Source organism: Streptococcus ovuberis, from assembly GCF_012396585.1.
GTDB lineage: Bacteria > Bacillota > Bacilli > Lactobacillales > Streptococcaceae > Streptococcus > Streptococcus ovuberis.
In genome coordinates, this window is sequence record NZ_JAAXPR010000002.1 from 72,955 (window position 1) to 95,314 (window position 22,360).

General features: G+C 40.1%; 20 protein-coding genes and 1 pseudogene. 15 read left to right on the forward strand and 6 right to left on the reverse strand.

The features are described 5' to 3' along the window. Nucleotides 1–31: 31 nt before the first annotated feature. Nucleotides 32–1,015 (reverse strand): PTS sugar transporter subunit IIB, encoded by a 984-nt coding sequence (locus HF992_RS01535; RefSeq protein WP_168548303.1) that lies wholly within the window; start codon nt 1,013–1,015, stop codon nt 32–34. A 692-nt stretch (nt 1,016–1,707) separates the two neighbouring features. Continuing rightward, nucleotides 1,708–2,520 carry a Cof-type HAD-IIB family hydrolase gene (locus HF992_RS01540; RefSeq protein ID WP_168548304.1) on the reverse strand — a complete coding sequence of 271 codons (813 nt, stop codon included), beginning with the start codon at nt 2,518–2,520 and terminating at the stop codon, nt 1,708–1,710. A 395-nt stretch (nt 2,521–2,915) separates the two neighbouring features. On the opposite strand from HF992_RS01540, the gene HF992_RS01545 reads away from it, so the two are divergent. Together HF992_RS01545 and HF992_RS01550 are read left to right on the forward strand one after the other, a co-directional pair. Further along, nucleotides 2,916–4,364: an NCS2 family permease gene (locus tag HF992_RS01545; RefSeq protein WP_168548305.1), complete on the forward strand. Its 1,449-nt coding sequence runs from the start codon at nt 2,916–2,918 to the stop codon at nt 4,362–4,364. A 171-nt stretch (nt 4,365–4,535) separates the two neighbouring features. Further along, a complete protein-coding gene (locus tag HF992_RS01550) occupies nt 4,536–5,492 on the forward strand; it encodes a glutathione S-transferase family protein (RefSeq protein WP_168548306.1) in 957 nt (318 codons plus the stop codon). On the opposite strand, the gene HF992_RS01555 is transcribed toward HF992_RS01550, so the two are convergent. Further along, nucleotides 5,475–6,206 carry an alpha/beta fold hydrolase gene (locus HF992_RS01555; RefSeq protein ID WP_168548307.1) on the reverse strand — a complete coding sequence of 244 codons (732 nt, stop codon included), beginning with the start codon at nt 6,204–6,206 and terminating at the stop codon, nt 5,475–5,477. The two genes, HF992_RS01550 and HF992_RS01555, sit on opposite strands and share 18 nt — an antisense overlap. 467 nt (nt 6,207–6,673) lie before the next feature. On the opposite strand from HF992_RS01555, the gene HF992_RS01560 reads away from it, so the two are divergent. The 10 genes and pseudogenes from HF992_RS01560 to HF992_RS01600 form a co-directional block, all read left to right on the forward strand. Further along, nucleotides 6,674–7,537, forward strand: coding sequence for a helix-turn-helix domain-containing protein (locus tag HF992_RS01560; protein WP_168548308.1), 864 nt, complete (start codon nt 6,674–6,676; stop codon nt 7,535–7,537). A 78-nt stretch (nt 7,538–7,615) separates the two neighbouring features. Next, the gene (gggA, locus tag HF992_RS12320; protein ID WP_423191654.1) at nt 7,616–7,720 is read left to right on the forward strand and encodes a streptosactin; all 105 of its coding nucleotides are present in this window, start codon (nt 7,616–7,618) and stop codon (nt 7,718–7,720) included. Between the two features lie 63 nt (nt 7,721–7,783). Next, nucleotides 7,784–8,980, forward strand: coding sequence for a streptosactin maturase GggB (gene gggB, locus HF992_RS01565; RefSeq protein ID WP_168548309.1), 1,197 nt, complete (start codon nt 7,784–7,786; stop codon nt 8,978–8,980). Continuing rightward, the gene (gene gggC, locus HF992_RS01570) at nt 8,973–10,535 is read left to right on the forward strand and encodes a streptosactin export ABC transporter GggC (protein ID WP_168548310.1); all 1,563 of its coding nucleotides are present in this window, start codon (nt 8,973–8,975) and stop codon (nt 10,533–10,535) included. The genes gggB and gggC overlap by 8 nt, the downstream gene beginning before the upstream one ends. Before the next feature lie 87 nt (nt 10,536–10,622). After that, nucleotides 10,623–11,363, forward strand: coding sequence for an SPASM domain-containing protein (locus tag HF992_RS12260; protein WP_343032936.1), 741 nt, complete (start codon nt 10,623–10,625; stop codon nt 11,361–11,363). Then, nucleotides 11,350–11,610, forward strand: a complete 261-nt coding sequence (locus HF992_RS01580) for a phosphoglycerate mutase (protein WP_168548311.1) — start codon at nt 11,350–11,352, stop codon at nt 11,608–11,610. The genes HF992_RS12260 and HF992_RS01580 overlap by 14 nt, the downstream gene beginning before the upstream one ends. Beyond that, nucleotides 11,603–12,502, forward strand: coding sequence for an ABC transporter ATP-binding protein (locus HF992_RS01585; protein ID WP_168548312.1), 900 nt, complete (start codon nt 11,603–11,605; stop codon nt 12,500–12,502). Before HF992_RS01580 ends, HF992_RS01585 begins: the two co-directional genes overlap by 8 nt. Beyond that, nucleotides 12,492–13,232 (forward strand): ABC transporter permease, encoded by a 741-nt coding sequence (locus HF992_RS01590; RefSeq protein ID WP_168548420.1) that lies wholly within the window; start codon nt 12,492–12,494, stop codon nt 13,230–13,232. The genes HF992_RS01585 and HF992_RS01590 overlap by 11 nt, the downstream gene beginning before the upstream one ends. Beyond that, nucleotides 13,225–13,800: an ABC transporter permease gene (locus HF992_RS01595; RefSeq protein ID WP_168548313.1), complete on the forward strand. Its 576-nt coding sequence runs from the start codon at nt 13,225–13,227 to the stop codon at nt 13,798–13,800. The genes HF992_RS01590 and HF992_RS01595 overlap by 8 nt, the downstream gene beginning before the upstream one ends. Before the next feature lie 250 nt (nt 13,801–14,050). Further along, nucleotides 14,051–14,956: pseudogene (locus HF992_RS01600) on the forward strand (IS3 family transposase); the annotation flags it as partial. A 139-nt stretch (nt 14,957–15,095) separates the two neighbouring features. Here the strand turns inward: HF992_RS01600 and HF992_RS01605 are convergent. Next, complete coding sequence (locus HF992_RS01605; protein ID WP_168548314.1) at nt 15,096–15,881, reverse strand: L-threonylcarbamoyladenylate synthase; 786 nt, start codon at nt 15,879–15,881, stop codon at nt 15,096–15,098. 163 nt (nt 15,882–16,044) lie between these two features. On the opposite strand from HF992_RS01605, the gene HF992_RS01610 reads away from it, so the two are divergent. Continuing rightward, a complete protein-coding gene (locus HF992_RS01610; RefSeq protein WP_168548315.1) occupies nt 16,045–17,247 on the forward strand; it encodes a transglutaminase domain-containing protein in 1,203 nt (400 codons plus the stop codon). 420 nt (nt 17,248–17,667) lie between these two features. Here the strand turns inward: HF992_RS01610 and HF992_RS01615 are convergent, their stop codons facing one another. Together HF992_RS01615 and HF992_RS01620 are read right to left on the reverse strand one after the other, a co-directional pair. After that, the gene (locus tag HF992_RS01615) at nt 17,668–17,967 is read right to left on the reverse strand and encodes a YbaB/EbfC family nucleoid-associated protein (protein WP_168548316.1); all 300 of its coding nucleotides are present in this window, start codon (nt 17,965–17,967) and stop codon (nt 17,668–17,670) included. A 33-nt stretch (nt 17,968–18,000) separates the two neighbouring features. Next, nucleotides 18,001–20,280 carry a Xaa-Pro dipeptidyl-peptidase gene (locus HF992_RS01620; protein ID WP_168548317.1) on the reverse strand — a complete coding sequence of 760 codons (2,280 nt, stop codon included), beginning with the start codon at nt 20,278–20,280 and terminating at the stop codon, nt 18,001–18,003. Nucleotides 20,281–20,580: 300 nt separating this feature from the next. On the opposite strand from HF992_RS01620, the gene HF992_RS01625 reads away from it, so the two are divergent. Together HF992_RS01625 and HF992_RS01630 are read left to right on the forward strand one after the other, a co-directional pair. Beyond that, nucleotides 20,581–21,333, forward strand: a complete 753-nt coding sequence (locus tag HF992_RS01625; protein WP_168548318.1) for a CppA N-terminal domain-containing protein — start codon at nt 20,581–20,583, stop codon at nt 21,331–21,333. Further along, nucleotides 21,330–22,253, forward strand: coding sequence for a serine hydrolase domain-containing protein (locus tag HF992_RS01630; protein WP_168548319.1), 924 nt, complete (start codon nt 21,330–21,332; stop codon nt 22,251–22,253). The genes HF992_RS01625 and HF992_RS01630 overlap by 4 nt, the downstream gene beginning before the upstream one ends. The last annotated feature ends 107 nt before the right edge of the window (nt 22,254–22,360 follow it).

Sequence of the window (22,360 nt, forward strand, 5' to 3'; positions counted from 1 at the left end):
TTGGCAAGACTTATTGAAACGAGTGAAAGGATTACAAGTTTGCCTTCTTAATCAATTCAAAGAGGTTACCAGGTTTGTCGTTAGGGACCTTACGGACATCAAACTTGACACCCAAGTCACGCAACTCTTCAAAGGTTGCAACGTCTGCTTTGTCCATTGACAAAGCATTTGTGACCAGAGTCTTACCTGTTGAGTGGGCCATTGAACCAACGTTTAGGACTTCGATTGGCACGCCACCCTTGATGGCTTCTAGAGCTTCTTGAGGTGTCTCAAAAAGGATTAGGGCCTTGGTGTCGCCGAAGCGAGGGTCTTTTGCGGCTTCAATCAATTTACGAATGGGAACAACGTTAGCGCGTACACCGTTTGGTGCAGCTTGTTTGATGAGTTGTTTACGTAATTCATCGCCAGCTACCTTGTCAGATGCAACGATGATACGGTTAGCCTTAGAATCTGGTGTCCAGGCTGTCGCTACCTGACCGTGCAAGAGACGAGTGTCGACACGCGCCAAATTGATTTTCAATTTGCCATCACCGATGACTGTTCCTTCTGGAATAGCAGCTTGAGGGGCTTGTGCTACGGCAGTAGCAACGACCTCTTCGGGTTGCAATTCTTCAGGCAGTACTCGGATACCGTCTTTTGATTCTTTGATGATGTTGGCAGCAACTTGTGCCACACCAGCAGTTGCGTCCATCAAGCGCTCTGTGTAGGCTTGAATCAGCATTGGTAAGTTGAGACCTGTGATGATGGCGAATTTGCGTTCTGGACGTTCGCCCATAACACGACTAGCTTGGTTAAATGGTGACCCGCTCCAAAGGTCGGCCAAGACTAGAATTTCATCATCAGCATCAAATGTGTCAATAGCAGTTGCAATCTTAGCATAGAGGTCATCTGGACCTTCGCTTGGCATGAATGTCACAACTTGGACTTTTTCTTGCTCGCCGAAAATCATCTGACCTGACTGATGAATGCCTGCAGCAAACTCGCCATGACTTGCAATAATGATTCCGATACTCATTATTGACTCCTCCTTAATGATTTTTGTTTTTTAAAGGTTGTTTGCCTTTAAAAATACATCTTCAAGTATAAGGCGCTTTCAAGTAATTGTCAATGCCTTTTCAAGCTTTTATAACAAATTCACCAAAGTTTTACCAAAAATTAGTAAAAAAAGAAGGTTTATCAGTAAATAGAAGGCTGATAACAAGGAGTGATACGTGGATAGATTAGCTGATCAGAGCAACAGAAAAAGAGAGTGAGATGAAAATCGGTTAGTCCTCAGACGTTAATCTCTCTGAACGCTCTTATTGTGTTTATTCACTGTTTTCCTTTTGAGACGCATTCGAAGGGTGGATTGGAAGTGGGGTAACGAATGAGATGCGTCAGCAAGGGACTAGGTTTATTTTGATAGTCCCGTTTTTAGAGGGGTAATCCTCAAATGTCTTGGAGACAATCGTCCATATTTATTTTGCTCTATGGCCGTGATTTTAGTAAACAAGCTCACAGCACAGGTATGAAGAAAATGGCGGTAATGTTGTGATTTACCGCCATTTTTAAGAATGCTACATTTTCATGAGTGATATTTGGTTTTTTAGAATGATAGCAGAATGCCATCTTAGAACTGTCAATGGTTACGTAGAGTGCTTAGGAAATCGGTGTCCTCGTCACGCGTTTGTTATCGGACGCCCATTCTTCAAGGACACTATAAGCTCCTTAAAGAAATAATTTTTGAAGTTGTTTGGCGACACCGTCTTGGTCGTTTGTCCACTCCAATTGTTGATCCGCAAAGGGGAGAAGGTCAGTGTTGGCATTTTTCATGGCGAAGCCTGTCTCAGCAAAGGCAAGCATTTCATCGTCGTTCATCTCATCACCAAAAGCAATTAGCTGGGAACGGTCCATATTGAGATTGTGTAACAGTTGCTTGAGGGCATAAGCCTTGTTTACCCCTTCGGGAGCGCATTCTAAGATATTGAGCGGTCCGCCCCAAGTGCTGACAGTAAGCTGGTTGGGGTAAATGGCTTCCATTTCTTCGGCGAGGGCGTATTTGTCCTGATGGCGGGTCTGCATGAGGACGACATTGGGAGACTTGGTAATCTTATCGATTTTGAGCTCTGACCCGTCCTCAATGGTTTCAACATCAAAGAGTTCGGGTGCAATCTTGTGACGATTGGTGTGGGTCACATAAAAGGATTTCCGGTATTCTCCAGCGATAAAATCAGCCTGCCAGTCTTCCTCACGTTTGACAATATCAAGGAAAACTCTTTTATCAAGGAGGCGTTCGTGTTCAAAGGCCCATTTTTGACCAGGAATATGGGTCAGGGCCCCATTGAAGTTGATCATAGGACCGGTCATGCCTAGTTCCTTATAGTAATGATGGGCCATGCGAAAAGGGCGGCCAGTTGTGATGACAACTGTATGGCCGAGACTTTCAATGTCTTTGAGAATTTTCTTGGAAAACTCTGAAATTTGACTAGCAGAGTTGAGCAAGGTTCCGTCTAAATCAATGGCAATTAATTTCTTCTTCATAGGGTTTATTGTAGCACATTCTACTTGAAATACCAAACGGCGTAGGAGGAAAAACTGTTTTTAAGGTGGAGCGACACACCAGTCTGTGTGTTCATCTGCAGCAAGGCTGTATGTTGTTGTTGTGTGTTATAGTCCGTTTGTCTGACACGATAACATTCCTCCTAACAACAATTCCTCCGATTGAGCAAAAACAAGCGTTGGCGCGTAATTCTAGCTTGGTTTTTATCGAGACTTGATTCATAAGACGGCGTTTTTAGGTAGCCAACAGACGAGTTTCGTGAAAAATCTTTATTAGATAACGTTTTCTTTTAAAAAATGCGCAAAACTCCTTGAAAAAGCGAACAAAATAATTTATAATGATTACATCATTCGTAAACAAGGAGTTTATTACAAACATGGAAACCTTTTTTAAGCTTAAAGAACACGGGACAACCGTTTCGACAGAGGTGATGGCAGGTCTGACAACTTTCTTTGCCATGAGTTATATTTTGTTCGTCAACCCAGCCATTTTAGGAGCTGCAGGGATGCCAACTCAGGCAGTCTTTCTAGCGACCATCATTGCGACGGTGATTTCAACCTTGATTATGGGATTGTTTGCTAACGTTCCTTATGCCCTCGCACCAGGTATGGGTCTCAATGCCTTCTTTACCTATACGGTTGTCTTCGGCCTTGGGTTTAGCTGGCAGGAAGCCCTCGCAATGGTTTTCATCTGCGGACTTTTCAATATTTTTATTACCGTAACGCGCGTGCGTAAGAGCATTATCAAGGCGATTCCAGTCAGCCTCCAACATGCTATCGGTGGCGGTATCGGTGTCTTTGTTGCTTATCTTGGTTTTAAAAATGCTAATATTATCGACTTTTCGTTATCCGCAAATAATATCGTTAGCATAAATGGTGTTGCACCTGAGGCAGCAGATCTATCACAAGGCGTTTTTTCCGTAGCTGCTAATGGAGGAGTAGTACCAGCCATCTCAACCTTTACTCAGCCGTCGGTTATCTTAGCGGTTTTAGGACTCTTCTTGACAGCTGTCTTGGTGATTAAAAATGTTCGTGGTGCAATTTTGATTGGTATCGTTGCGACAACGTTACTCGGAATCCCGATGGGTGTTGTGGATGTGTCATCGATCAGCTTTAACAACAGTATCGGCTCTGCCTTTGGAGAACTAGGGACGACCTTCTTGGCTGCTTTTGGAGGTATAGCTTCCCTCTTTTCGGATGCTAGTCGCCTGCCACTTGTGCTTATGACGATCTTTGCCTTCTCTTTGTCAGATACTTTTGATACCTTGGGGACCTTTATCGGAACTGGTCGTAAGACTGGTATCTTCTCTGCTGAAGATGAGGCTGCTCTGGAAGAATCGACTGGTTTCTCTTCTAAAATGGACCGGGCACTCTTTGCGGATGCAATTGGAACTTCAATCGGTGCTCTCTTTGGAACCTCTAATACCACCACATACGTGGAATCTGCAGCTGGTATTGCAGAAGGTGGGCGGACGGGTTTAACTGCGGTATCAACTGCCTTAGCCTTCTTAGCCTCTATTTTACTCTTGCCAATCATTGGGATTGTACCAGCAGCAGCGACTGCACCAGCCCTTATTATCGTGGGTGTTATGATGGTTTCTTCTTTCCTTGATGTGGATTGGTCTGACTTCAATGACGCGCTTCCAGCTTTCTTTGCTGCCTTCTTCATGGCCCTTTGCTACTCTATCTCTTACGGGATTGCAGCAGCCTTTATCTTCTACTGCTTGGTTAAGGTAGCGACTGGGAAGACCAAGGAGGTTCATCCAATTCTTTGGGGAGCTACCTTCCTCTTCATTGTAAACTTTGTCATTTTAGCCATTCTGTAACCCTAGAAAGCATATGGACACTTGAGCCGCACCTTAATTGTTAGATTGGGATGTGGCTCATTTGTTTGCCTTGGTTGAATCATCTTTGCTTCTTTGGCGAACCAAGCAGAGTAGAATTGCTTGAAAAAATCAATAACTAGTGATAATATAGAAGAAAAGAAGGAGACAACTATGGGGTTATTAGTAGATGGAAAATGGGTTGATCAGTGGTATGACACCAAGAAAACAGGTGGTCGCTTCGAGCGGACAAGTCCGCAGTTTCGCAATTGGATTACCGCAGATGGTTCACCTGGGCCAACAGGCCAGGGTGGTTTTAAGGCTGAGGCTGGTCGTTACCATCTTTATGTATCTCTGGCTTGTCCTTGGGCTAGCCGTACCCTGATTCTTCGTGCCTTGAAGGGCCTAGAAGATATGATTTCGGTCTCAGTTGTTCATCCCTTGATGTTGGAAAATGGCTGGACCTTTGAAGAGGGAGCAGGGATCATTGCAGACCCGATTCTAGGGGCGGATTACCTCCACCAGATTTATACCCATGTCAATCCCACTTATACAGGACGCGTAACCGTGCCAGTCTTGTACGATAAACAGTTGGATACAATCGTCAGCAATGAGTCGTCTGATATTATCCGCATGTTCAACAGTGCCTTCGATGAAATTGGTGCCAAAAAAGGAGACTACGCTCCAGCGCATCTCCTAGATGAAATCAACGAAATCAATGAATTTGTTTACCATAACGTGAACAATGGCGTCTACAAGGTTGGCTTTGCGACCCAACAGTCCGTTTACGAAGAGGAACTAACTAAACTATTTGAAGCTTTAAATGTATTGGAGACCAGTCTGGCTGTTGATGATTACCTAGTGGGAAATCAGTTGACCGAAGCCGATATCCGTCTCTTTACAACCTTGGTGCGATTTGATGCGGTCTATTTTGGTCATTTCAAATGCAACGTGAAGCGCTTGATAGACTATCCCAATCTCTGGGCCTATACCAAGCGGATCTACCACCTGCCAGGCATAGCTGAGACAGTGGATTTTGACCACATCAAACAACACTACTATGGCAGCCACAAGACCATCAATCCAAATGGGATTGTACCTTTGGGCCCTGATTTAGATTGGAGCCTCTAAAAAATCGAGGATAACCTGGGCTGTTTGCTCAGGTTTTTCTGTGTGGGGACTGTGGCCACATTGGATCTGTCTGTCAATGACAATAGGGCTTGGCACAGCTTGTAGCATGTTTGTTTTCCATGCGGGGCAATCCAAGGTCTGAGGGATGAGGAGTGTTTGACAAGTTAGGTCTGCCAAAGTTCCTTGGCATTCCCGCTGCAAACGGAGTAAGTGAAAGAAGCTGGTCTGGTTGATGTTGAGACAGTAGCGGCCGTTTTCAAGCCTAAGGCTTTCCTTGGCAGCTGCTTCTAAATGGTCTGACCAGTAGGGAGCATTTTCTTTTAGGAGATTGCGGTAGTCTTCTTGGCGTTCGAAGACCATTTGGTCAAAATAGGAATGGGTTTCAATCACTTCCTCTTCTAGGGGAAGAATCTGATCAAAGTCATAGTAGCCCCCGTCCAGTAGGATGAGGCTTGTGATTGAGGGACATGTTTTTGCCAAGTAAGGAGCGAGATTGGCCCCCATAGAATGGGCGATGAGGACACCATCGCTTGTGGCATCAATTTTTCCTGTAAACCAGTCTCTTAACTCCTCTAGACTAGAGACGATTTGCTCTCTTTCAAGGCCATGCCCAGGCAATTCGATGACGGAGACCTCCTTGCCTAAAAAATGCACCAGATCCGCAGCATCAAAGCGATTGGCTCCGCCACCTGTTAAAAAATAATAGTGTTTCATAGTATGATTATAGCATAAAAGGGAGTGGGACAGAAATCGGTAACCTGAAGGGTTCGATTTCCCTCACTCTCGTATTTCTAGGTTGGGGCTAAAACACTCTCTTCCCAGACCACCCCCGCACAGCTCAAATGAGGCTGGGGAAAAACTTGCTTCAAAAAGAAACCACCCAGAGATTCCTGTCTTGAAAATAATCAAGATGAACGAATCACTGTGTGGTTTTTGAGGATGTGACAAAAGTCTTTGTCTCTCAATTATTTTTGCTCGGTCTCATTTTTATGAAAAAGTACGCACTTCAGTGACAAACTTAGCCAACAACGATAATAATAATTCCCTCAAAGAGTAGGAACAATAAAGGTAGTAGTTTTTGATTTTTCATGTGAAATACCTCGCTTTTATTTTTTTTCTATTTTATGCTAAAATGTTAACAATCAAAAAATATTCCCATATATGCTTATTGGTGGTGTATGATGAAAAAATTTGGAGAAATTTTTAAAAAGTTTCGAGAATCAAGAGGTTTACGATTAAAAGATGTTGCAAAGGCTGGTATATCAATCTCCCAGCTATCTCGATTTGAAAAAGGAGAGACAGATTTAACCATTTCTAAGTTCATGCTTATCTTAGATGAAATCAACATGCCAATTGATGAATTTATGTATGCGGCTCATGATTTTCATAGAGATGAACTAAATGAACTTCTATCAAAGGTTCGACAGTTTGTATCTAATCATGATATTGATGGGTTGAAAAAATTACTCTATTCCCAAATGGAGTCAGATCCTAAACAGGAGAAATTTCATAAGCTTAATATTATTTTATTAAAAATTCGCTTACAAGATTTATCAGGAGAAGCTTATTATTCTAGTGGTGATTTATCGTATCTAACCGATTATCTTTTTAGTGTGGAATATTGGGGATACTATGAATTATTGATTTTTTCAAATACTTTAGATGTCCTAAAACATGATGTTTTCATGGTTTTGGCTAGAGAAATGTCTAGGCGTTCTGATTTCTATAAAGAAATTCCAAATAATAGACGATTAATCTCATCAATGTTATTAAATGGATATATCACATGTGTTGAGAGAGAAAAATTTCTGGATGCTCTGTATTTTGAAAAACAATTGAATCAATGCTTTTTTATCGAAACTGAAGTCTATGAACGTCTCGTTTTTCATTATACTCAACATTTGTATCGCTATAAAAAAGGGACGGATTGTAAAGCAATTATTGAAATGAGGAAGTGTATCGCTGCAATGAAATTAGCAGGAAGTAACCACTTAGCAAAGATTTATGAAGGCCATTTAGAAAAAGTTTTATCTGAAAATAACTAGTCAGCAGATATGGGAAAGTAATCTCGCCCAAAGATAGAAATGCTATAATCCTATTGTCAAATAGAGGAGGACACTAAGATGGATAATTTAAAAATTATCGATTTGGAAGAATTACTGATCAATAAATCAAGCTATCTTGCTCATGATTGTGGTCCTAGTCATTCTTGCGGTGGAGGTGGATAATCCCCGTCTTGCTTTTATTGTTAGAGGGATTTATATTCCCTCTCTTTTTGATAGGAGAGTAACATGTTAAAGACATTTATAACAGAGTCCGACACTTATTATTTTAATTCCGAAAACTTTACTCTTTCAACTTCTTCAGATAAATGTGGTATCGAGATTAATAAAGAAAATGATCGCAGTATTTTGAAAAAAGTAGTAATTAACGTTTCAAATAGTTGTAATCTTTCATGTGTATATTGTTATGCTGATGGTGGTAATTATGGAAGGACAAATCAGCTCATGGAAATTACTACTGCAAACAAAATTATTGAACAAATCAATAACAATGGGATTCGATGTATAAAAAGATTAATACTTTTTGGAGGGGAAGCATTTTTAAATATTGATGTATTTGTTTATCTTATTGAAGAACTCTCAAAAACAATTGAGATTAAGAAAGTTGAGACAGTTACCAATGGTACAGTATTAAATAATAAAGTTAAATTGATGATTGACAGATATCACCCTTTCTTGACTGTCAGTCTTGATGGTCCACAGCTGATTCATGATAAATTAAGAGGTAAGGGGAGTCATAGACGAACTTTGAAGTTTATTGAGTATTTAAAAAAAATAGATTATGAAAATTTTGAGGTTGCTTCAACTTATACGCGCATGCACCAAAAACTTGGTTATCCAAAAGAAGTCATATATAAATATTTCACAGATATGGATGTTAGATTTCATATAAATAATGTATTCAGTAAAAATAAAGTTCTTGTAGTTAAAGAAATGGAGATGACTTTAGACAATAGAAAACGATTTATCGAACAGTCTCTCGAGGATATTATCAATAATAACGTAAAAAACTATATTAGCCCCATAGTATACGATGTTTTACTTTCAATGATTTTTAAAAGTAAGACTGAATCATTCTGTGATGATATTGATCCAGAAACTACTATGACATTTGATGTAGATGGAACATCCAAATCTTGTTTTAGATTTTGGGGGACTCACAATAGTGATAAAGTCTCACTGTTCAATAATAAAGAGAATTTCTCTAAGTGCAAAGAATGTTGGTGTAAGGGAATGTGCATGGAATGTGTGGCGAACATGATTGACGGATATTCACCAATTATTTCAGAAGAAGGGATATTTATTGAGTGTAAAAAACAAGATTTAATGGAATACTGTGTCTATAAAATTATTGAATTGAGTAAGGATAGAGATCGTTTGTCAAAATTAGTGAATAATTTTGAAAGGTTTATCAGATATGCTTAATAAATTCATTACTAAAAAACATTTAATTCTGTATTTTAGTTTTATCGGTATAACTTGGCTAGAGGCTATCATCACACCGACCTTAGTATCAATGATTGTGGCGAGTTTTGAAAAGAGATCTCTTGATAAGTTATGGTTGGCTCTTGCTGTGGGAATTTTTGGAAATTTAATTCTCCTTATTGGACTAGCTGGAAAACGTTATTATTATGCGAGAATAGTAGCTGATTTTACATTGACCATGAAATGCAAACTCTTTGGGCATTTTCTTTATAATAAACACAGGGATAGCAAAGATATTTTATCTCATCTTGAAAATGATGTTAAACAATTAGAAACTTCTTATCTTGAACCTGCAGTTATTATCATTTCATCGCTAGGTTTTACGACTGTTTCTATGATATATGCCCTAGCTACCAATTTTTGGCTGGGCTTAGTGTTTATCTGTTTTTATTCTGTTCCTGCACTTTGTAGTGGTATTGGTAGCAAAGCCTTAGACCAAATTTCTGAGCAAAAATCTAAGTCTAATCAGAATTACCTTTCACAAGTAACTAATATTATTGGTGGTGAGAGAGTTCTAAAAAATTACGATGCCAGGGATTTTTTCTTTTCTCGTTTTATGACATCTTTGTTGACAAGGGTTGAACAGGATATTAGATACGAGCAGCAACGAACTCTGAATAGTATGATAATCAATAGCATTGATGCTTTTTGTTCGGTCATTCCTATTATTATTGGCGGGATGATGACTTATTATCATTATCTTTCTGGTGCTAGTTTTGTTGCTATTTATCTGGTTTCTCATAATATTGGTTATCAATTTAATGAACTGTCGTATTTTATCAATACTTATAAGTCAACTAAGCAACTTAGAGAAAAGTATGCCTATTTACTTGAAGATGATAATGTAGAAACCAATGAACAACCCTCGATCTCCCTTTTCCCTATCGTATGCGATAAGCTTAGTTTAAGTTTTAAAGATAAATTGCTTTTTGAAAATCTGTCATTTGAAATCAAAAAAGGTGAGAAAATTGCTTTAGTTGGCGCCAGTGGATGTGGTAAGTCAACCTTATTGAATATGATTTATGGAGAAATATCGCCAGATTTAGGGAAAGTGACTTATGCTGGACAGACTTTAGAGAAGGAACAAATTGCTAAATCAATTTCTTATATTTTACAAGAGTCCTATGTTTTTGATGGGCTATCACTGGAAGATAATATCACTCTTGGTGAAGCAGTCGATGATGCTAAAATGGATGATATTCTTAATCGAGTGAATCTAGCCTTTTTAAGGGGTCAAATTCTTCATGCAGATAAACTCTCTGGAGGTGAAAAGCAACGCTTAGAAATTGCGCGTAGCTTGTACCATGATAATGAGCTGATATTAGCTGATGAAGTCAAATCGAATCTTGATAAGGAAAATGCTAGCCAAATTTCAAATATTTTATTGTCCATCCCACAGACCTTAGTGGAAGTGATTCATCATTATGATGACGAGATATTAGCTAGATATGATAAAGTAATTGATTTATCTAAATTTCCTACCTTTGGTGAATAGAATAAGTTAAAATTTATGATAAATTTTAACCTAGTTTAGAAAGATATAGTTAGTTTAATAAAGAGGGCTCATTGTCAACTGTAGTGGGTGACTTATATCATACACGAGAGAGAATCAGATATTCTTTCAAATTTGGAAAAATTTTCTTCTATTCAAATTAGTATAGATTCAATTGAAAATTTTGATAAACTTAGACCAAATCAGATTGATATAAACCCTTTAGAACAAATATGTTCTTTTGTTAAAGATGGTTTGAGTAAGCACTATCAGAAATTGTTGGTCAATATTGTGATCAGTTCTCTAAATATTCACGAACTGGATGAAATTATTAATTTTTGCTATAAGCACGGCTTACGACGCATTCAACTATCTTCTATTTTTTCTATTCATAATAGATTACTAGTATCGGATGAACAATATGCTGATTATTACAATAATTTAATAATGAAATTTAGCAATCAAGGTATGAAATTTTTAACATCACCGTTTTGTCATCCTTGGTCACTTGCAATTAAGAACGGAGTTGAATATAATTCACCACTTTATTGTCCAGCTCAAAAAACAGAATTTGAGATTGATATGCATGGAGATGTATTTCCATGTCCTTTTTTGCATGATGAAACTCATTTAATGGGAAATTTGCTTACTAATGATTTTGAATTAGTGTGGAGTTCTGGCGTAGATAGATTAAATAGAACTACTTGGTCAGATGATACCAAATGTAAGGATTGCAAACTTTTTAAAGATTGTGGTGGAGGTTGCTATGCCATGGCATTTGTTTCGAAACGAGAATATGATAAGAGGTGTATCATACATGCAAATAAGTAAAAATTGGTTTATTAGGTTTGAGCCTAATTTTCAAACAGAACAAAATACAATTTTATTCAATAAATTAAATGGAGAATTGTATGAAGTGACAGAAGTTTATTATGATTTCATTGATTCATTAAGAAGTGGAACTAATTTTCAAACGCTTCTCTTAAGAAAATATAAAATCAAAAAAGAAGATGTATTTGAGATTGAAAATACGATTTTAAAAAATCTAATATCACTAGGAGTAATTATTAATGAGTGAGGTTGGAGTTTACAACATCAAAAAAAGTTTCCATGGTAAACTCGTACTGACTATACCAAAATTTGAAGTGGATAAAGGAGAAGTCGTGTCTATAGTAGGTGCTAATGGTGCGGGTAAATCCACTTTGATAAAGATTATCTCGGGTCTAATGTTACAAGATTCAGGTCATGTTTTTGTTTTTGGCAATAGTAATGATTCAGTAGCTGTTCATCAGGATGTCAAATTTGTTTTAGAAAGCGGTAGGGGGTACTATGAGTATTTAACTGCAAATCAAAACATTGACTATTTTTTGCACTTGAATAGAATTTCACGGAATCAGATTAAGAAGGATTTAGAGAATTTATTTGAAATACTTGACTTTAATGCCTACGCCAATATATTGGTATCTGAATTGTCACAAGGAACGAGACAAAAATTGTCCCTGATTATTGCTCTTCTTTGCAATCCAAAAGTCTTGTGTTTAGATGAGCCTACAAATGGTTTAGATATCATTGCAAAAAAACAATTTGCAAAATTATTAATGGCCCTAAGCCAAGAAAAAGGAACCATAGTTCTGATGACTACACATGACATATATTTTGCAGAAGAGATTTCAACAAGAGTTTGCGTGATGAATAGAGGAGAAATAAAGCAAGAAGGCAGTTTCTCAGAAATTTTTGGAAAAAATAATAGGTGGACTAAATATAGAATTGGCATTTCATACTTTGAGAAAGAGTCCTTTGAAAAACAATTTCCCGAGCTATCTTATCATGTAGACAATGAGAGATTAATTGTTGAAGTGAAAGAAAGTCATATAAAAAATCATATCTTCAATCATTTTAATATTATATTTTTTGAAGAAATTGAAGAAAGTATTGAAGAAATATTGTATGAGGTTATTAATCATGATTAAAGAAATAAGGAGGGAGTTGAAGCGACAGCTGCAAGAGATGATACAGTTTAAATTTAATTTATTTTTTGCAAATTTTGGAATCCTAATAATGGTTTCAGCTTATCTCCAATACTTTAAAGATGTACAGAGTAAGTATTTATTATTATGTCTACTATTTACTTGGTACTTTACAAGTCATGCTATTACACATCCAACATTCTTTATTGAAGATGACCTTTATGATCGTACTCTGATAAGCATCATTCAGAGCAGTAAAAGTATTTTACATGTATTAATGGTTAAAATCATAGTTCAAATATTGGTAGATTTTGTCAAAGCAATTCCTATCTTTATTGTTTTATCCATGATTAATCATATTAATTTTCCAGATGATTTTTTTAAATTAGTTGGGAGTATCGCTGCATGTATGCTAAGCATTATTAGCATGTATGGCTTTGGTTTTTGCTTATCCAGTCTCTGTTTTATTTTTAATCGTACATCTAGCATTACATCATTAATTTCTTACTTTATGCTATACTTTACTGGCATACTAGCGCCACTAAGTGGCATATTGAGGGAGATAGGGAAACTCTTCCCTTATTATACCTTGCGAAATTTCATCATTTATTCTTCATATCAGAGTGTATTTTTAATTATCATTTATGGTGCTATATATTGGTCTGTTGGAACTTTACTATTTGTTTTTTTACTGAAAATAGCTAAAAAAAGAGGGAGCCTTTTCCATGTTTAGTGAATTGAGAAGATATTTTAATTATAAAGTTCGATACCTATTTGATAGTATTTGTGAAATTATCTATTCTTTGATTTTTCTTACTGGCATTATTGTTATTTTCGATAGGGATAGCTCGATAAATTTAATCCATTTTTTTATTTATTATTCGATAACTAATATAATGTTACTTGCGAATGAAGAGTTGGAATATGAAATTAGAACCAATCAATATACAAATATCAGGACAACAAGATATACTCCAATAATGATTTATATCACCCGTTCATTAACCTATTTTATCTGGTCAACATTTATATTTTCAATTTCAATTTTATTATCTTACCCATTTTTTTATAAGAAATTCACTATTCCTTCTTTAGATATGGTCGGTCTGATGGTAATTACAGCACTTAATTGTATTTCATTTTTGGTGATTTATGTCTTGACAATTAAGTTAACTGAACGTTTTAAAAGAATCTCGGTCTTATTAAATTTATTTAATACTATTATGTTATTTTATTCAGGCCTAGTATTTCCAACTTCATTTGCTAGCTATGCAGATTTGTTGGATATCTTTTTGAATTAGATTCGAGATTTAAATGATACGCTCAAAGCGTATCATTTCAGCATACGAAGGTTATGGGAGTGGAAAAGAACTCCAACAAACGAAAAAGCGTTCGTCTTCGCTATCTTATTTCAAGGCTCAGGCCTGAGGTTGGGAAAAAGTCCTATCCTCTTCTTTGTATGTTAGCCTGACGAACAAGACGCAGTGGATGGAAGCTTGGACAAGCCTTGCAGGGCTATCCGTAACTCGCTTTGCTTCGAATGGCTAGCGCCAAAAAGTTGAAAGACATCAGACGCAGAAACCGACGGTAAGGCTTGGTCGTTGCTTAGAAGAATTTCAAGCCATCAAAGATTATTCTGATAAGCCTAGTGGAGCCTCTATTAGCCAGTTATGCCAATTGCTTGGAGTATCTCGTTCAGGCTATTACAAGTGGCTCAATCATAAGGAAACGACATCTGAGGAGACAAATCGAACACTATTAAAAACCATCAAGGAACTCCATACCAAACGCAAGGGAATTTTAGGCTATCGTCGAATGACACGATTTGTCAATCGAAAACTAAAGACAACTTATAACAAAAAGCGTATTCTTGGTATCTCATCAGTTATCCGTCGTTCTCGAGGCTATTGCACCAAGACAAGTTTTGTGACGATCGAAGAGAACATTCTTAATCAAGCGTTTACAGCCCAGTCACCTAATCAGAAGTGGTGTACAGATGTGACCTTCTTGCAGTATGGACGAGGTTGCAAGGCTTATTTAAGTGCTATTAAAGACCTTTATGACGGCTCTATCGTGGCGTACCATATCAGTAAGCACAATGATAATCCACTTGTTATGGAGAACCTAAGAAAGGTTATGGGAGCTAATCCAGATGGCACACCAATCATCCACAGCGACAGAGGAAGTCAATGCACTTCACAGGAATACCGCATGGTAACAACACAATATCAGATGACACGTTCAATGTCACGAGTTGGTAAATGCATTGACAATGCGCCAATTGAGCGTTTCTTTGGTCACTTTAAGACGGAGTGTTATGATTTGAAGACCTACAAGACATTTGAGGAGTTAGTCGCTGACATTGATGACTATATCTATTTTTACAATAACGAACGATTTCAAGAGAAGTACAACGGCCTTGCCCCTCTTGAAATGAGGAACAAGGCCGTTGCTTAATCTTTTATTATGTCATTGTCCACTTGACAGGGTGCAGTTCATTTTGTCACAGCCTCTTTTGGTTGATGTAACGTTAAGTTGGTTTCGCTCCGCAGGTGTGAAACAAGTCATAACCCATCGTCTAATGGTTGGCTATGATTTAGTAGTATTCCCCTTGTCGGTAGTTCCAGGAGTTGAAGTGGTCAGATAGGTGCATCATGATTCTGTCGATGTCCAGACCTTTGCGGATCACGACTGGGCAGGGTTCAATAGAGCGGCTGTCCTTGCCTTGTTCGGGAATGAGTTTGCCGTCTGCATCAACCATAGAGACCATAACCCCTTGCTCGTAGCGGGTTTCAATGGTCTTGTCTGGCTGGATAGAAGCCACGTAGTCATCTGCCTCGATGATGAGGTCTACTTTAGAAGCGATACGCTCACCGATACCTTCGACCTTACCGCGGTTGCCCTTACCGGATGGGTTGGCAGAAGAAGCGTAGACCATGCGGCTTTCTTTTTCCCACATTTCTTTGGCAATCTGCTCACCAGCCACACCGAATTTGATGACAAAGCAAGAGGTGCCACGGACATCTGTCATCAGCTCTTCACGGCCGTCGCCATAAGCTTTAAGCCTCTCATAGGCTTCAGGCTTCCAAGGGAGGATGCAACCGAGCAGGATATCCTCATCCCAGTGCTTCTGGTAGAAAGCGTCGATTTCTGGTGTCATCTGGGCTAATTCGCGAAGCTCATCCATGCTGCCACACAGAACCACCCCAGGTTTATTACGTTTGCGCTCTTTGGCATCAAACTTGCGTTCCAAACCAGCCTTATCAGCGGTCATGATAATGTAGCCCACCTTAGTTGGGCAGACAATGACGCCTCCCTCTCCACGAATAATCTCAAAGCCTTCTTGTGACAGTTGGCCATCCCAATGAATTTGTCTAGTCATGTTTTCTCCTCCAAATAAAACGAAAATCCAAATCTTCAGATAATTCATATTATACCAAAAAAAGTAAAAAAAGCAAGAGAGAATCCTAAAATTTGTTAGAACTGGATTCCATTTGGCCTTTAGACATCGAGGTGGTATAATAGGTTGCATCAAGGAGGAAGTCATGAAAAAGTTGGTTCGGTTCGTAATACTTGGTTTAGTGCTCGTGGGGGCAATCGCCTATCCTAAACTGGAGAAATCCTTATCGGAGGTTAGGCAAGCCCAGGTGAGAAAGCAGCTAACAGCGCAGCTGAAGAGAGAGTCGGCGGAGAATGCAGCAGTGATTCAAGACGGAGAAGCCCGATTTGGCCAACGGTTTTACTATCAACAATTGAACACGGAGGAGAAGGCGGATTATATCCGCATTGTTGAAAGTTTTGAGAACTTTGCCCCCACGGTAGAAACAAGAATAAGAGATACTGACACTCTTTCAAAAATTTACCTAGTGGTAGCTTATGACTTTCCTGACTTTTATTGGTTGACAGAGACTTCAGAACTCGATTTGAGTTATCACCGTTATCCTGCCGGTGTGAAAGATACCTATCAGGAGTTGCAGGCATTAGCAGATCAGGTTATCGCTGGGATGCCAGATGGTAGTGACTACGACAAGGTGAAATACCTCTATGAGTTCATCATCCACCAAACAGACTACCATACAGAAGCTCTGGAAAATGACGAACTTGCCTACCAGAGCCAGAGCATGCGGAGCGTTTTAGTCGATCGTTTGTCAGTCTGTGCAGGCTATAGCAGAGCCTTTCAGTTCCTTTGCCAGAAGGCTGGGATTGAATCGATTTATGTGGTGGGTGATATTGCTGCTTATGAAGAAGATCATGCCTGGAACCTGGTCCAGATTGACGGCCAGTATTATCCCGTCGATGTGACTTGGGGCGATCCTGTGTTTGAGTCTAGGGTTGCTGATCAGCCCATGGAAACCATCAATTATGCCTATCTTTGTACTCCAAAAACGATCTTTGAAGCGACACACAAGCCTTGGGGAAGCTTTTGGCAGGCGGCAGGCCGGGAGATTACCTATCCTGATATAGCAGACACAGGTTATAACTATTTTGAGCTTCAGGGAAATTATTTTGAAGATTACAGCCAAGAAGTTCTTGGAGCAAGAATAGCCCAGCAATTAGGTCAAACGAGTCAAGATACAGTAGAGGTTCAGTTTGCCAATGGTGAATTTTTTAAGGCAGCGGTAGCAGATTTAGAGGCCCAGGATTCCTATCTCCATCATTATCTGATGGGACTTCCTCATTATCAGGGTTTTGAATTTCGCTATGACGACTATACCTATGTGATTAGTGTGAAGTTGATAGGGGCTTAAGAGATATTGGCACTTGGCTCTATTTCACTTGTGAAGGTTATTTGGAGTTGCCATGCTACTGATCAGGAGGACCGTTGAAGCAACAAGAGCTATGACCATTGGTCACATGTAAAAATGGAAACTTTGGGATATGGAGTGGTTTTGGTGTCTGATTGATAGGGGGATGCTTTAGTAGCTGCATTTAACCCTCCGTACTTAGATTGTGAATCTCTTACTTATCCAATGCTTTTTGGAGGTGGGAGAATATAAGGAAAAGCCCTAGAATCGCGGTTTTCAATAACTGGATTCTAAGGCTTTTTTGATGATTAAAGTTCTTGCTCAGTCTCAGATTGGAAAGTGAGACCAAATAAGATTTTCTTAGCTTAATCTAAACGTTCATTAACTTTTAATTGTCTGCTACTTTTTGATTGATAACAGGTTTTAAAACGGCAATTTTCCTGCGAAGGCACCCATGCTTTTTTCGGTTGCTTGGTTGATTTGCTGGAGAGCGTCGTTAACAGCTTGTAGAGTCATGTCTTGCAGGGTTTCAAGGTCCTCTGGATCAACCACTTCAGGTTTAAAATCGATGGATTGCAGTTGCTTGTCACCTGAGAAAGTTGCAGTGACTAAGCCTTGGGCGGATTGACCAGTAAAGTGCGTTGCAGCGAGCTCTTTTTGGCTTTTCTCCATTTGTTTTTGGAGTTTTTGGGCTTGTTTCATGATATTGTTCATATTCATCATAGGGATTGTTCTCCTTTAAAGTTAGTCAAATTGTTAATTTTCGAGCGGAAGCTGGAGGCTTGATTGGTCTAAATCTAAGTCAATCGTCCAGTCGCCATTGTCGCGAATGGTGTGCTCAAAATCGGTAGTGTAGATAACAAGACGCAAGGTATCGCCTTCTTTCAACTTGTAGATGGTCGGTTGGAGTTCAAAGCTCACCTCTAGCCAGCTGTCAGCAGGGACAGCTTCAATGGTCATAAGGTCTGTGCGGTTTTGCAGATTGAGATGGCCCTTAGTGAGGACACGGTAAGGGGTTTCAGGCATAGGCAATTCTCGCAAGTCTTCCTGAACAAAATTCCGACCATTATCCATAGAACGAGGGATTAAGGGCATCGGGATCGAAGTGATCCGTTTAGCTGGTCCGTAATCCAGGAGCTGGGCAGAGATGAAGCCTTTGTTGGTGCTCGATTTTAGGCGAAGGTTGAGCTTGGTGCGGCCATTGATCCAGCAATCCTCGGTCAGAGTGAGGTCGATGGTCGCTTGATTTACTTGATCAGTAAAGAGGTCCTGCTTGAAGCTATTGAAGTCCTTGCTGTAGCGCGTGAAGGTTTCTTCAGGGTAGTGGTTGGCAATGCTAACTTGGCCTTGTCCCAGGGAGAGTTCAAGTGACTTGTCGCTACCAAAACGGTCTAAGACTTGCCAGGTTTGGCTGGCGGTATTGTCTTGCCAGATCAGTTCGGGCAGTTGGTAATGATTGTCATACCCCAGAAGTTTTCGGCTGAGGAGGGCATTCATGCTCTCCCTGAAGTCAATGGACTGCCAGTTATTCATGTAAACATGCTCTCCTAAATGGAGGAAGAGATGCTTGGGGTGCTGAGGATTCAAAGCCTTAAAGACCTTGTAGACATGGATGGGTTTGACATTCCAGTCTTGAAGGCCATGAGTATAAACGACCTCAGCGGTAATACGATTGACTTGAGGGAGGTAGTTACGGTCCTGCCAGAATTGACTGAAGTCCCCAGAGTGGCGGTCCAGCGCCTGAGACAGGTCTGTCATAAAGGCTTGGTACTTAGCCTTGTTTTTGAGGAAATCACCTGCTTGTAGACTTTTGGAGTAGGTGAGGGCTGCCAGACTATCTAAATCTTCTCCTGGATAACCACCTGGGCTGACGACTAGACCATTCTCACGGTAGTAATCGTACCAAGACGAGATACCTGCCTCAGCGATGATCACTTCTAACCCTGGGACACCAGTCGTTGCGAGAGCAGTAGAGAGGGTTCCAAGATAGGAAAGCCCAGTAGTGGTTACTTTACCAGATGACCAGTCTGCAAGAACCTGCTTATCCCTACGATGGCTGGTAAAAGCGACAGCTCTGCCATTGAGCCAATCAATTACAGCTTTGAAGGATTGGACATGGCGGTAGTCTCCGCTAGTGATGAGGCCGTCGGAGCCAAGAGTCCCAATTCCAGAGACGTAGAGGTTGGCAAAACCTCTCGGCAGGAAGAAATCGTTGAGGGTGGTAAAGCGTCCCTGGTAAGTAAAGGTTTCCTCAGCTTCAAAAGCTTGTTTGCTAGGAGCGGTTCCTTCCAACACGTTAGGCTGGTTAGGGGCTGAGACTTGAATTGTGCCAGGTTCCTTAACGGCCAATTCCTCCTCCATTTTATAGAGGGCCTTGTCGCTAGCAACCTCGTTAACCCCTTGCTGATAAGGGCTATTAGTGATCATGCTAGGGATTTTACCATTATAGCGTGGTCTGATAATGTTGACCTTGACGAGGTCAATCTGCCCATCTTGGTCAGTATCCAGTCCTGTTTCAACATAGACCACTTCACGAATCAAATCATGGGTGGTGAAGGTTGCTAAGGCTTTCCCATTAAAGAAGTGGTAGGTATTATCTTCAGGAATTAAGCCTTGAGCGACGAGGTGATCAATCAGAGTATTGCCTGATTTTTTTCGACAATTGAGCAAATGATAGAGACGCTCAATACCATCGGTCGCAGTGATGGGGAAGTTACTGTCCTTTAAAAAAGTATCCAGATCTTCAAAGTCTACACCTGGGACAAATCCCAAAATTTGTAAGGCTACTCTGTAGAAAATAGCATCCGTTAAGGCTTGGTCTGACTGAAAAAAGCTCAACAGGTCAGTTGATGGATCGGCTAGTAGGGTCGATAGCGGGTAGTCGGTGTCCTGATAATTGAAAAATGTTTTACGGACAAAGAGTTCAAAGTTTTCCTTGTCAGATAAGGTAGGATCCAAGTCAAACCCAAGTTGAGCAAGTTCTTTGAGCATGGTTTCTTTAGGAGTTTGAATATAGGAAAATTGATTGTAACGCATAAATTTCCTTTCTTTTGAAGAATCACCTTCTATTATACTGGATAAGTGGCGAATTGTCTAAAAAATGTGCAATTGGACTACGCTTATCCTCGGAAAGTGTCTTTCTGTTAGAGGACCGAAAATATCGGCGTTGGTCTGGAAGACCGTGCAAATGGAAATAGCTTTCTGCGAATAGGAATTGTTCATGCTCTACGATTTTCATTGGTCATCTATTCCAGTTTTGTAGAAAATTTCGCTAAAAACTGGGGAAGAGCCGTTAAATCCTTGTCAAAAAAAAGAATTTTTCTTAGAATAAGAATTATGAAAAAAGTAGATACGATCCAGACGGTTGTTCCCGTTTTAAAAGTAAATAATCGTGCCCAAAACCTAGCTTTCTATGAGGACGTTTTAGGGCTCAAAATTTTGCAAGAAGAAAATGCCTTTATTGATTTAGGTGGCCATGGTGAGCGGACCGTGCTATTGACATTAGAAGAATCACCATCTATGCGGACGCGTCAGGTCAGGGGGGATTCTAAGTTGGTTCGGCTAGTCTTTAAGGTAGCTAACCCCCAAGAAATTGAAGTTCTATTGGCCAAAGGCGTCTCTTACCAGACACTTTTTCGCGGTCAAAATGGCTGGGCTTTTTCGGCGATTTCACCTGAAGGCCATGAAGTTTTACTCCACAGTGAAACCTCTTTGGAGGACTTGGAGCCTGTTGAGGCAGTCCCTAGCTTTGACAACCTCTTAACGGTATTTTTGGGGGTTACAGTGCTCAAACTAGACCAGGTTATCATCAGAACACCCGAACCTGATCACAGTCAAGCCTTTTACCAATCCCTGTTTGGAGATCAGCTTCCAGTTTCCTTTTTATGGGGACAAGGGGAAGATTTACAAGCGGATAATAGTTTGACCTGGGATTTGGCTGGGTTTGATATTCAAGTAGACAAGGGCGCGCTCCTAGCGGAACTTAAGGTGGATTTGATGAATCAGGGATTGGCAGTCTTTTTGGATAAAAAAGAACGTCTCTTGGCTTTTGAAGATTCCAACCGACTGAGTTTGAGTATTCGCCGATGAGAGCCATTCTGGATAAGATTGAGGGTCAGATAGCTCAGGGCTTGTATTTAGGGGCGAGTCTGTCGGTTTATCGTCAGGGGCAATGGCAGAGCTTTTACCTCGGAAGTCAGGACGGGAAACAAGCTACTGGTCCTGACCTTGTCTATGACCTGGCCAGTGTCTCCAAGGTGGTTGGTGTTGCTACGGTCATGATTCAGCTACTCAATGCTGGCCAGCTGGAGCTGGATGCACCCTTGCAGGCCTATCTTCCTGACTTTGCAGATTCTGCGGTCACCCTGCGACAGCTATTGACCCACACGTCGGGAATTGATCCCTATATCCCAAACCGGGATAGCCTTGATTTTGAAGGTTTGAGACAGGCAATCTTAGGCATAAGGGTCACAGAGCAGAAAGCTTTTCACTACACGGACATCAATTTTATTCTGTTGGGGTTCCTGTTGGAGCAGGTACTGGGACAACCCTTGGACCAAATTTTCCGCGAACGGATTTTCATTCCTTGGCAGATGTCAGCAACCTCTTTTGGGCCTCGAAGAGAGGCCGTCCCAACTGTAGCTGGTGTCACAGATGGTGAAGTACATGATCCCAAAGCCAAAGTTTTAGGCAGCCACTGTGGTTCAGCGGGTCTTTTTTCAACGCTTAGCGACCTCCAACGTTTCTGTCAGCATTATCTAAGAGCCCCCTTTGCCCAAGACCTCTGGCAGAATTATGGAAGTGTTGAAAAAACCAGAACCCTAGGCTGGAATTTGGATGGCGATTGGATTGATCATACCGGCTACACAGGCCCCTTTGTCATGGTGAACCGTAGCCAACAAAAAGCAGTCATTTTTTTGACCAATCGCACCTTTGCTTATGATGACAGGCCCCTTTGGATTGAAAAACGTCGGGAATTGCGCGATGTGATTAAAAGCGCCCTTTCTTAATTAATATTAGGTAAAAAACAGATAAAGAATACTCTAACGAGATAGCTATATCTGTTTTTTTGTTTTAAACTATTAGTTGTTAAGATCGTTTTATCCAAAGGGATGTC

Coding starts and splice junctions, on each gene's coding strand:
- HF992_RS01535 (WP_168548303.1), bottom strand. CDS start 1,015: ATGAGTATCGGAATCATTATTGCAAGTCATGGCGAGTTTGCTGCAGGC.
- HF992_RS01595 (WP_168548313.1), top strand. CDS start 13,225: ATGTTTAGTGAATTGAGAAGATATTTTAATTATAAAGTTCGATACCTA.
- gggA (WP_423191654.1), top strand. CDS start 7,616: ATGGATAATTTAAAAATTATCGATTTGGAAGAATTACTGATCAATAAA.
- HF992_RS01620 (WP_168548317.1), bottom strand. CDS start 20,280: ATGCGTTACAATCAATTTTCCTATATTCAAACTCCTAAAGAAACCATG.
- HF992_RS01610 (WP_168548315.1), top strand. CDS start 16,045: ATGAAAAAGTTGGTTCGGTTCGTAATACTTGGTTTAGTGCTCGTGGGG.
- HF992_RS01615 (WP_168548316.1), bottom strand. CDS start 17,967: ATGATGAATATGAACAATATCATGAAACAAGCCCAAAAACTCCAAAAA.
- HF992_RS01545 (WP_168548305.1), top strand. CDS start 2,916: ATGGAAACCTTTTTTAAGCTTAAAGAACACGGGACAACCGTTTCGACA.
- HF992_RS01555 (WP_168548307.1), bottom strand. CDS start 6,206: ATGAAACACTATTATTTTTTAACAGGTGGCGGAGCCAATCGCTTTGAT.
- gggC (WP_168548310.1), top strand. CDS start 8,973: ATGCTTAATAAATTCATTACTAAAAAACATTTAATTCTGTATTTTAGT.
- HF992_RS01585 (WP_168548312.1), top strand. CDS start 11,603: ATGAGTGAGGTTGGAGTTTACAACATCAAAAAAAGTTTCCATGGTAAA.
- HF992_RS01540 (WP_168548304.1), bottom strand. CDS start 2,520: ATGAAGAAGAAATTAATTGCCATTGATTTAGACGGAACCTTGCTCAAC.
- gggB (WP_168548309.1), top strand. CDS start 7,784: ATGTTAAAGACATTTATAACAGAGTCCGACACTTATTATTTTAATTCC.
- HF992_RS01580 (WP_168548311.1), top strand. CDS start 11,350: ATGCAAATAAGTAAAAATTGGTTTATTAGGTTTGAGCCTAATTTTCAA.
- HF992_RS01605 (WP_168548314.1), bottom strand. CDS start 15,881: ATGACTAGACAAATTCATTGGGATGGCCAACTGTCACAAGAAGGCTTT.
- HF992_RS01560 (WP_168548308.1), top strand. CDS start 6,674: ATGAAAAAATTTGGAGAAATTTTTAAAAAGTTTCGAGAATCAAGAGGT.
- HF992_RS01625 (WP_168548318.1), top strand. CDS start 20,581: ATGAAAAAAGTAGATACGATCCAGACGGTTGTTCCCGTTTTAAAAGTA.
- HF992_RS01550 (WP_168548306.1), top strand. CDS start 4,536: ATGGGGTTATTAGTAGATGGAAAATGGGTTGATCAGTGGTATGACACC.
- HF992_RS01630 (WP_168548319.1), top strand. CDS start 21,330: ATGAGAGCCATTCTGGATAAGATTGAGGGTCAGATAGCTCAGGGCTTG.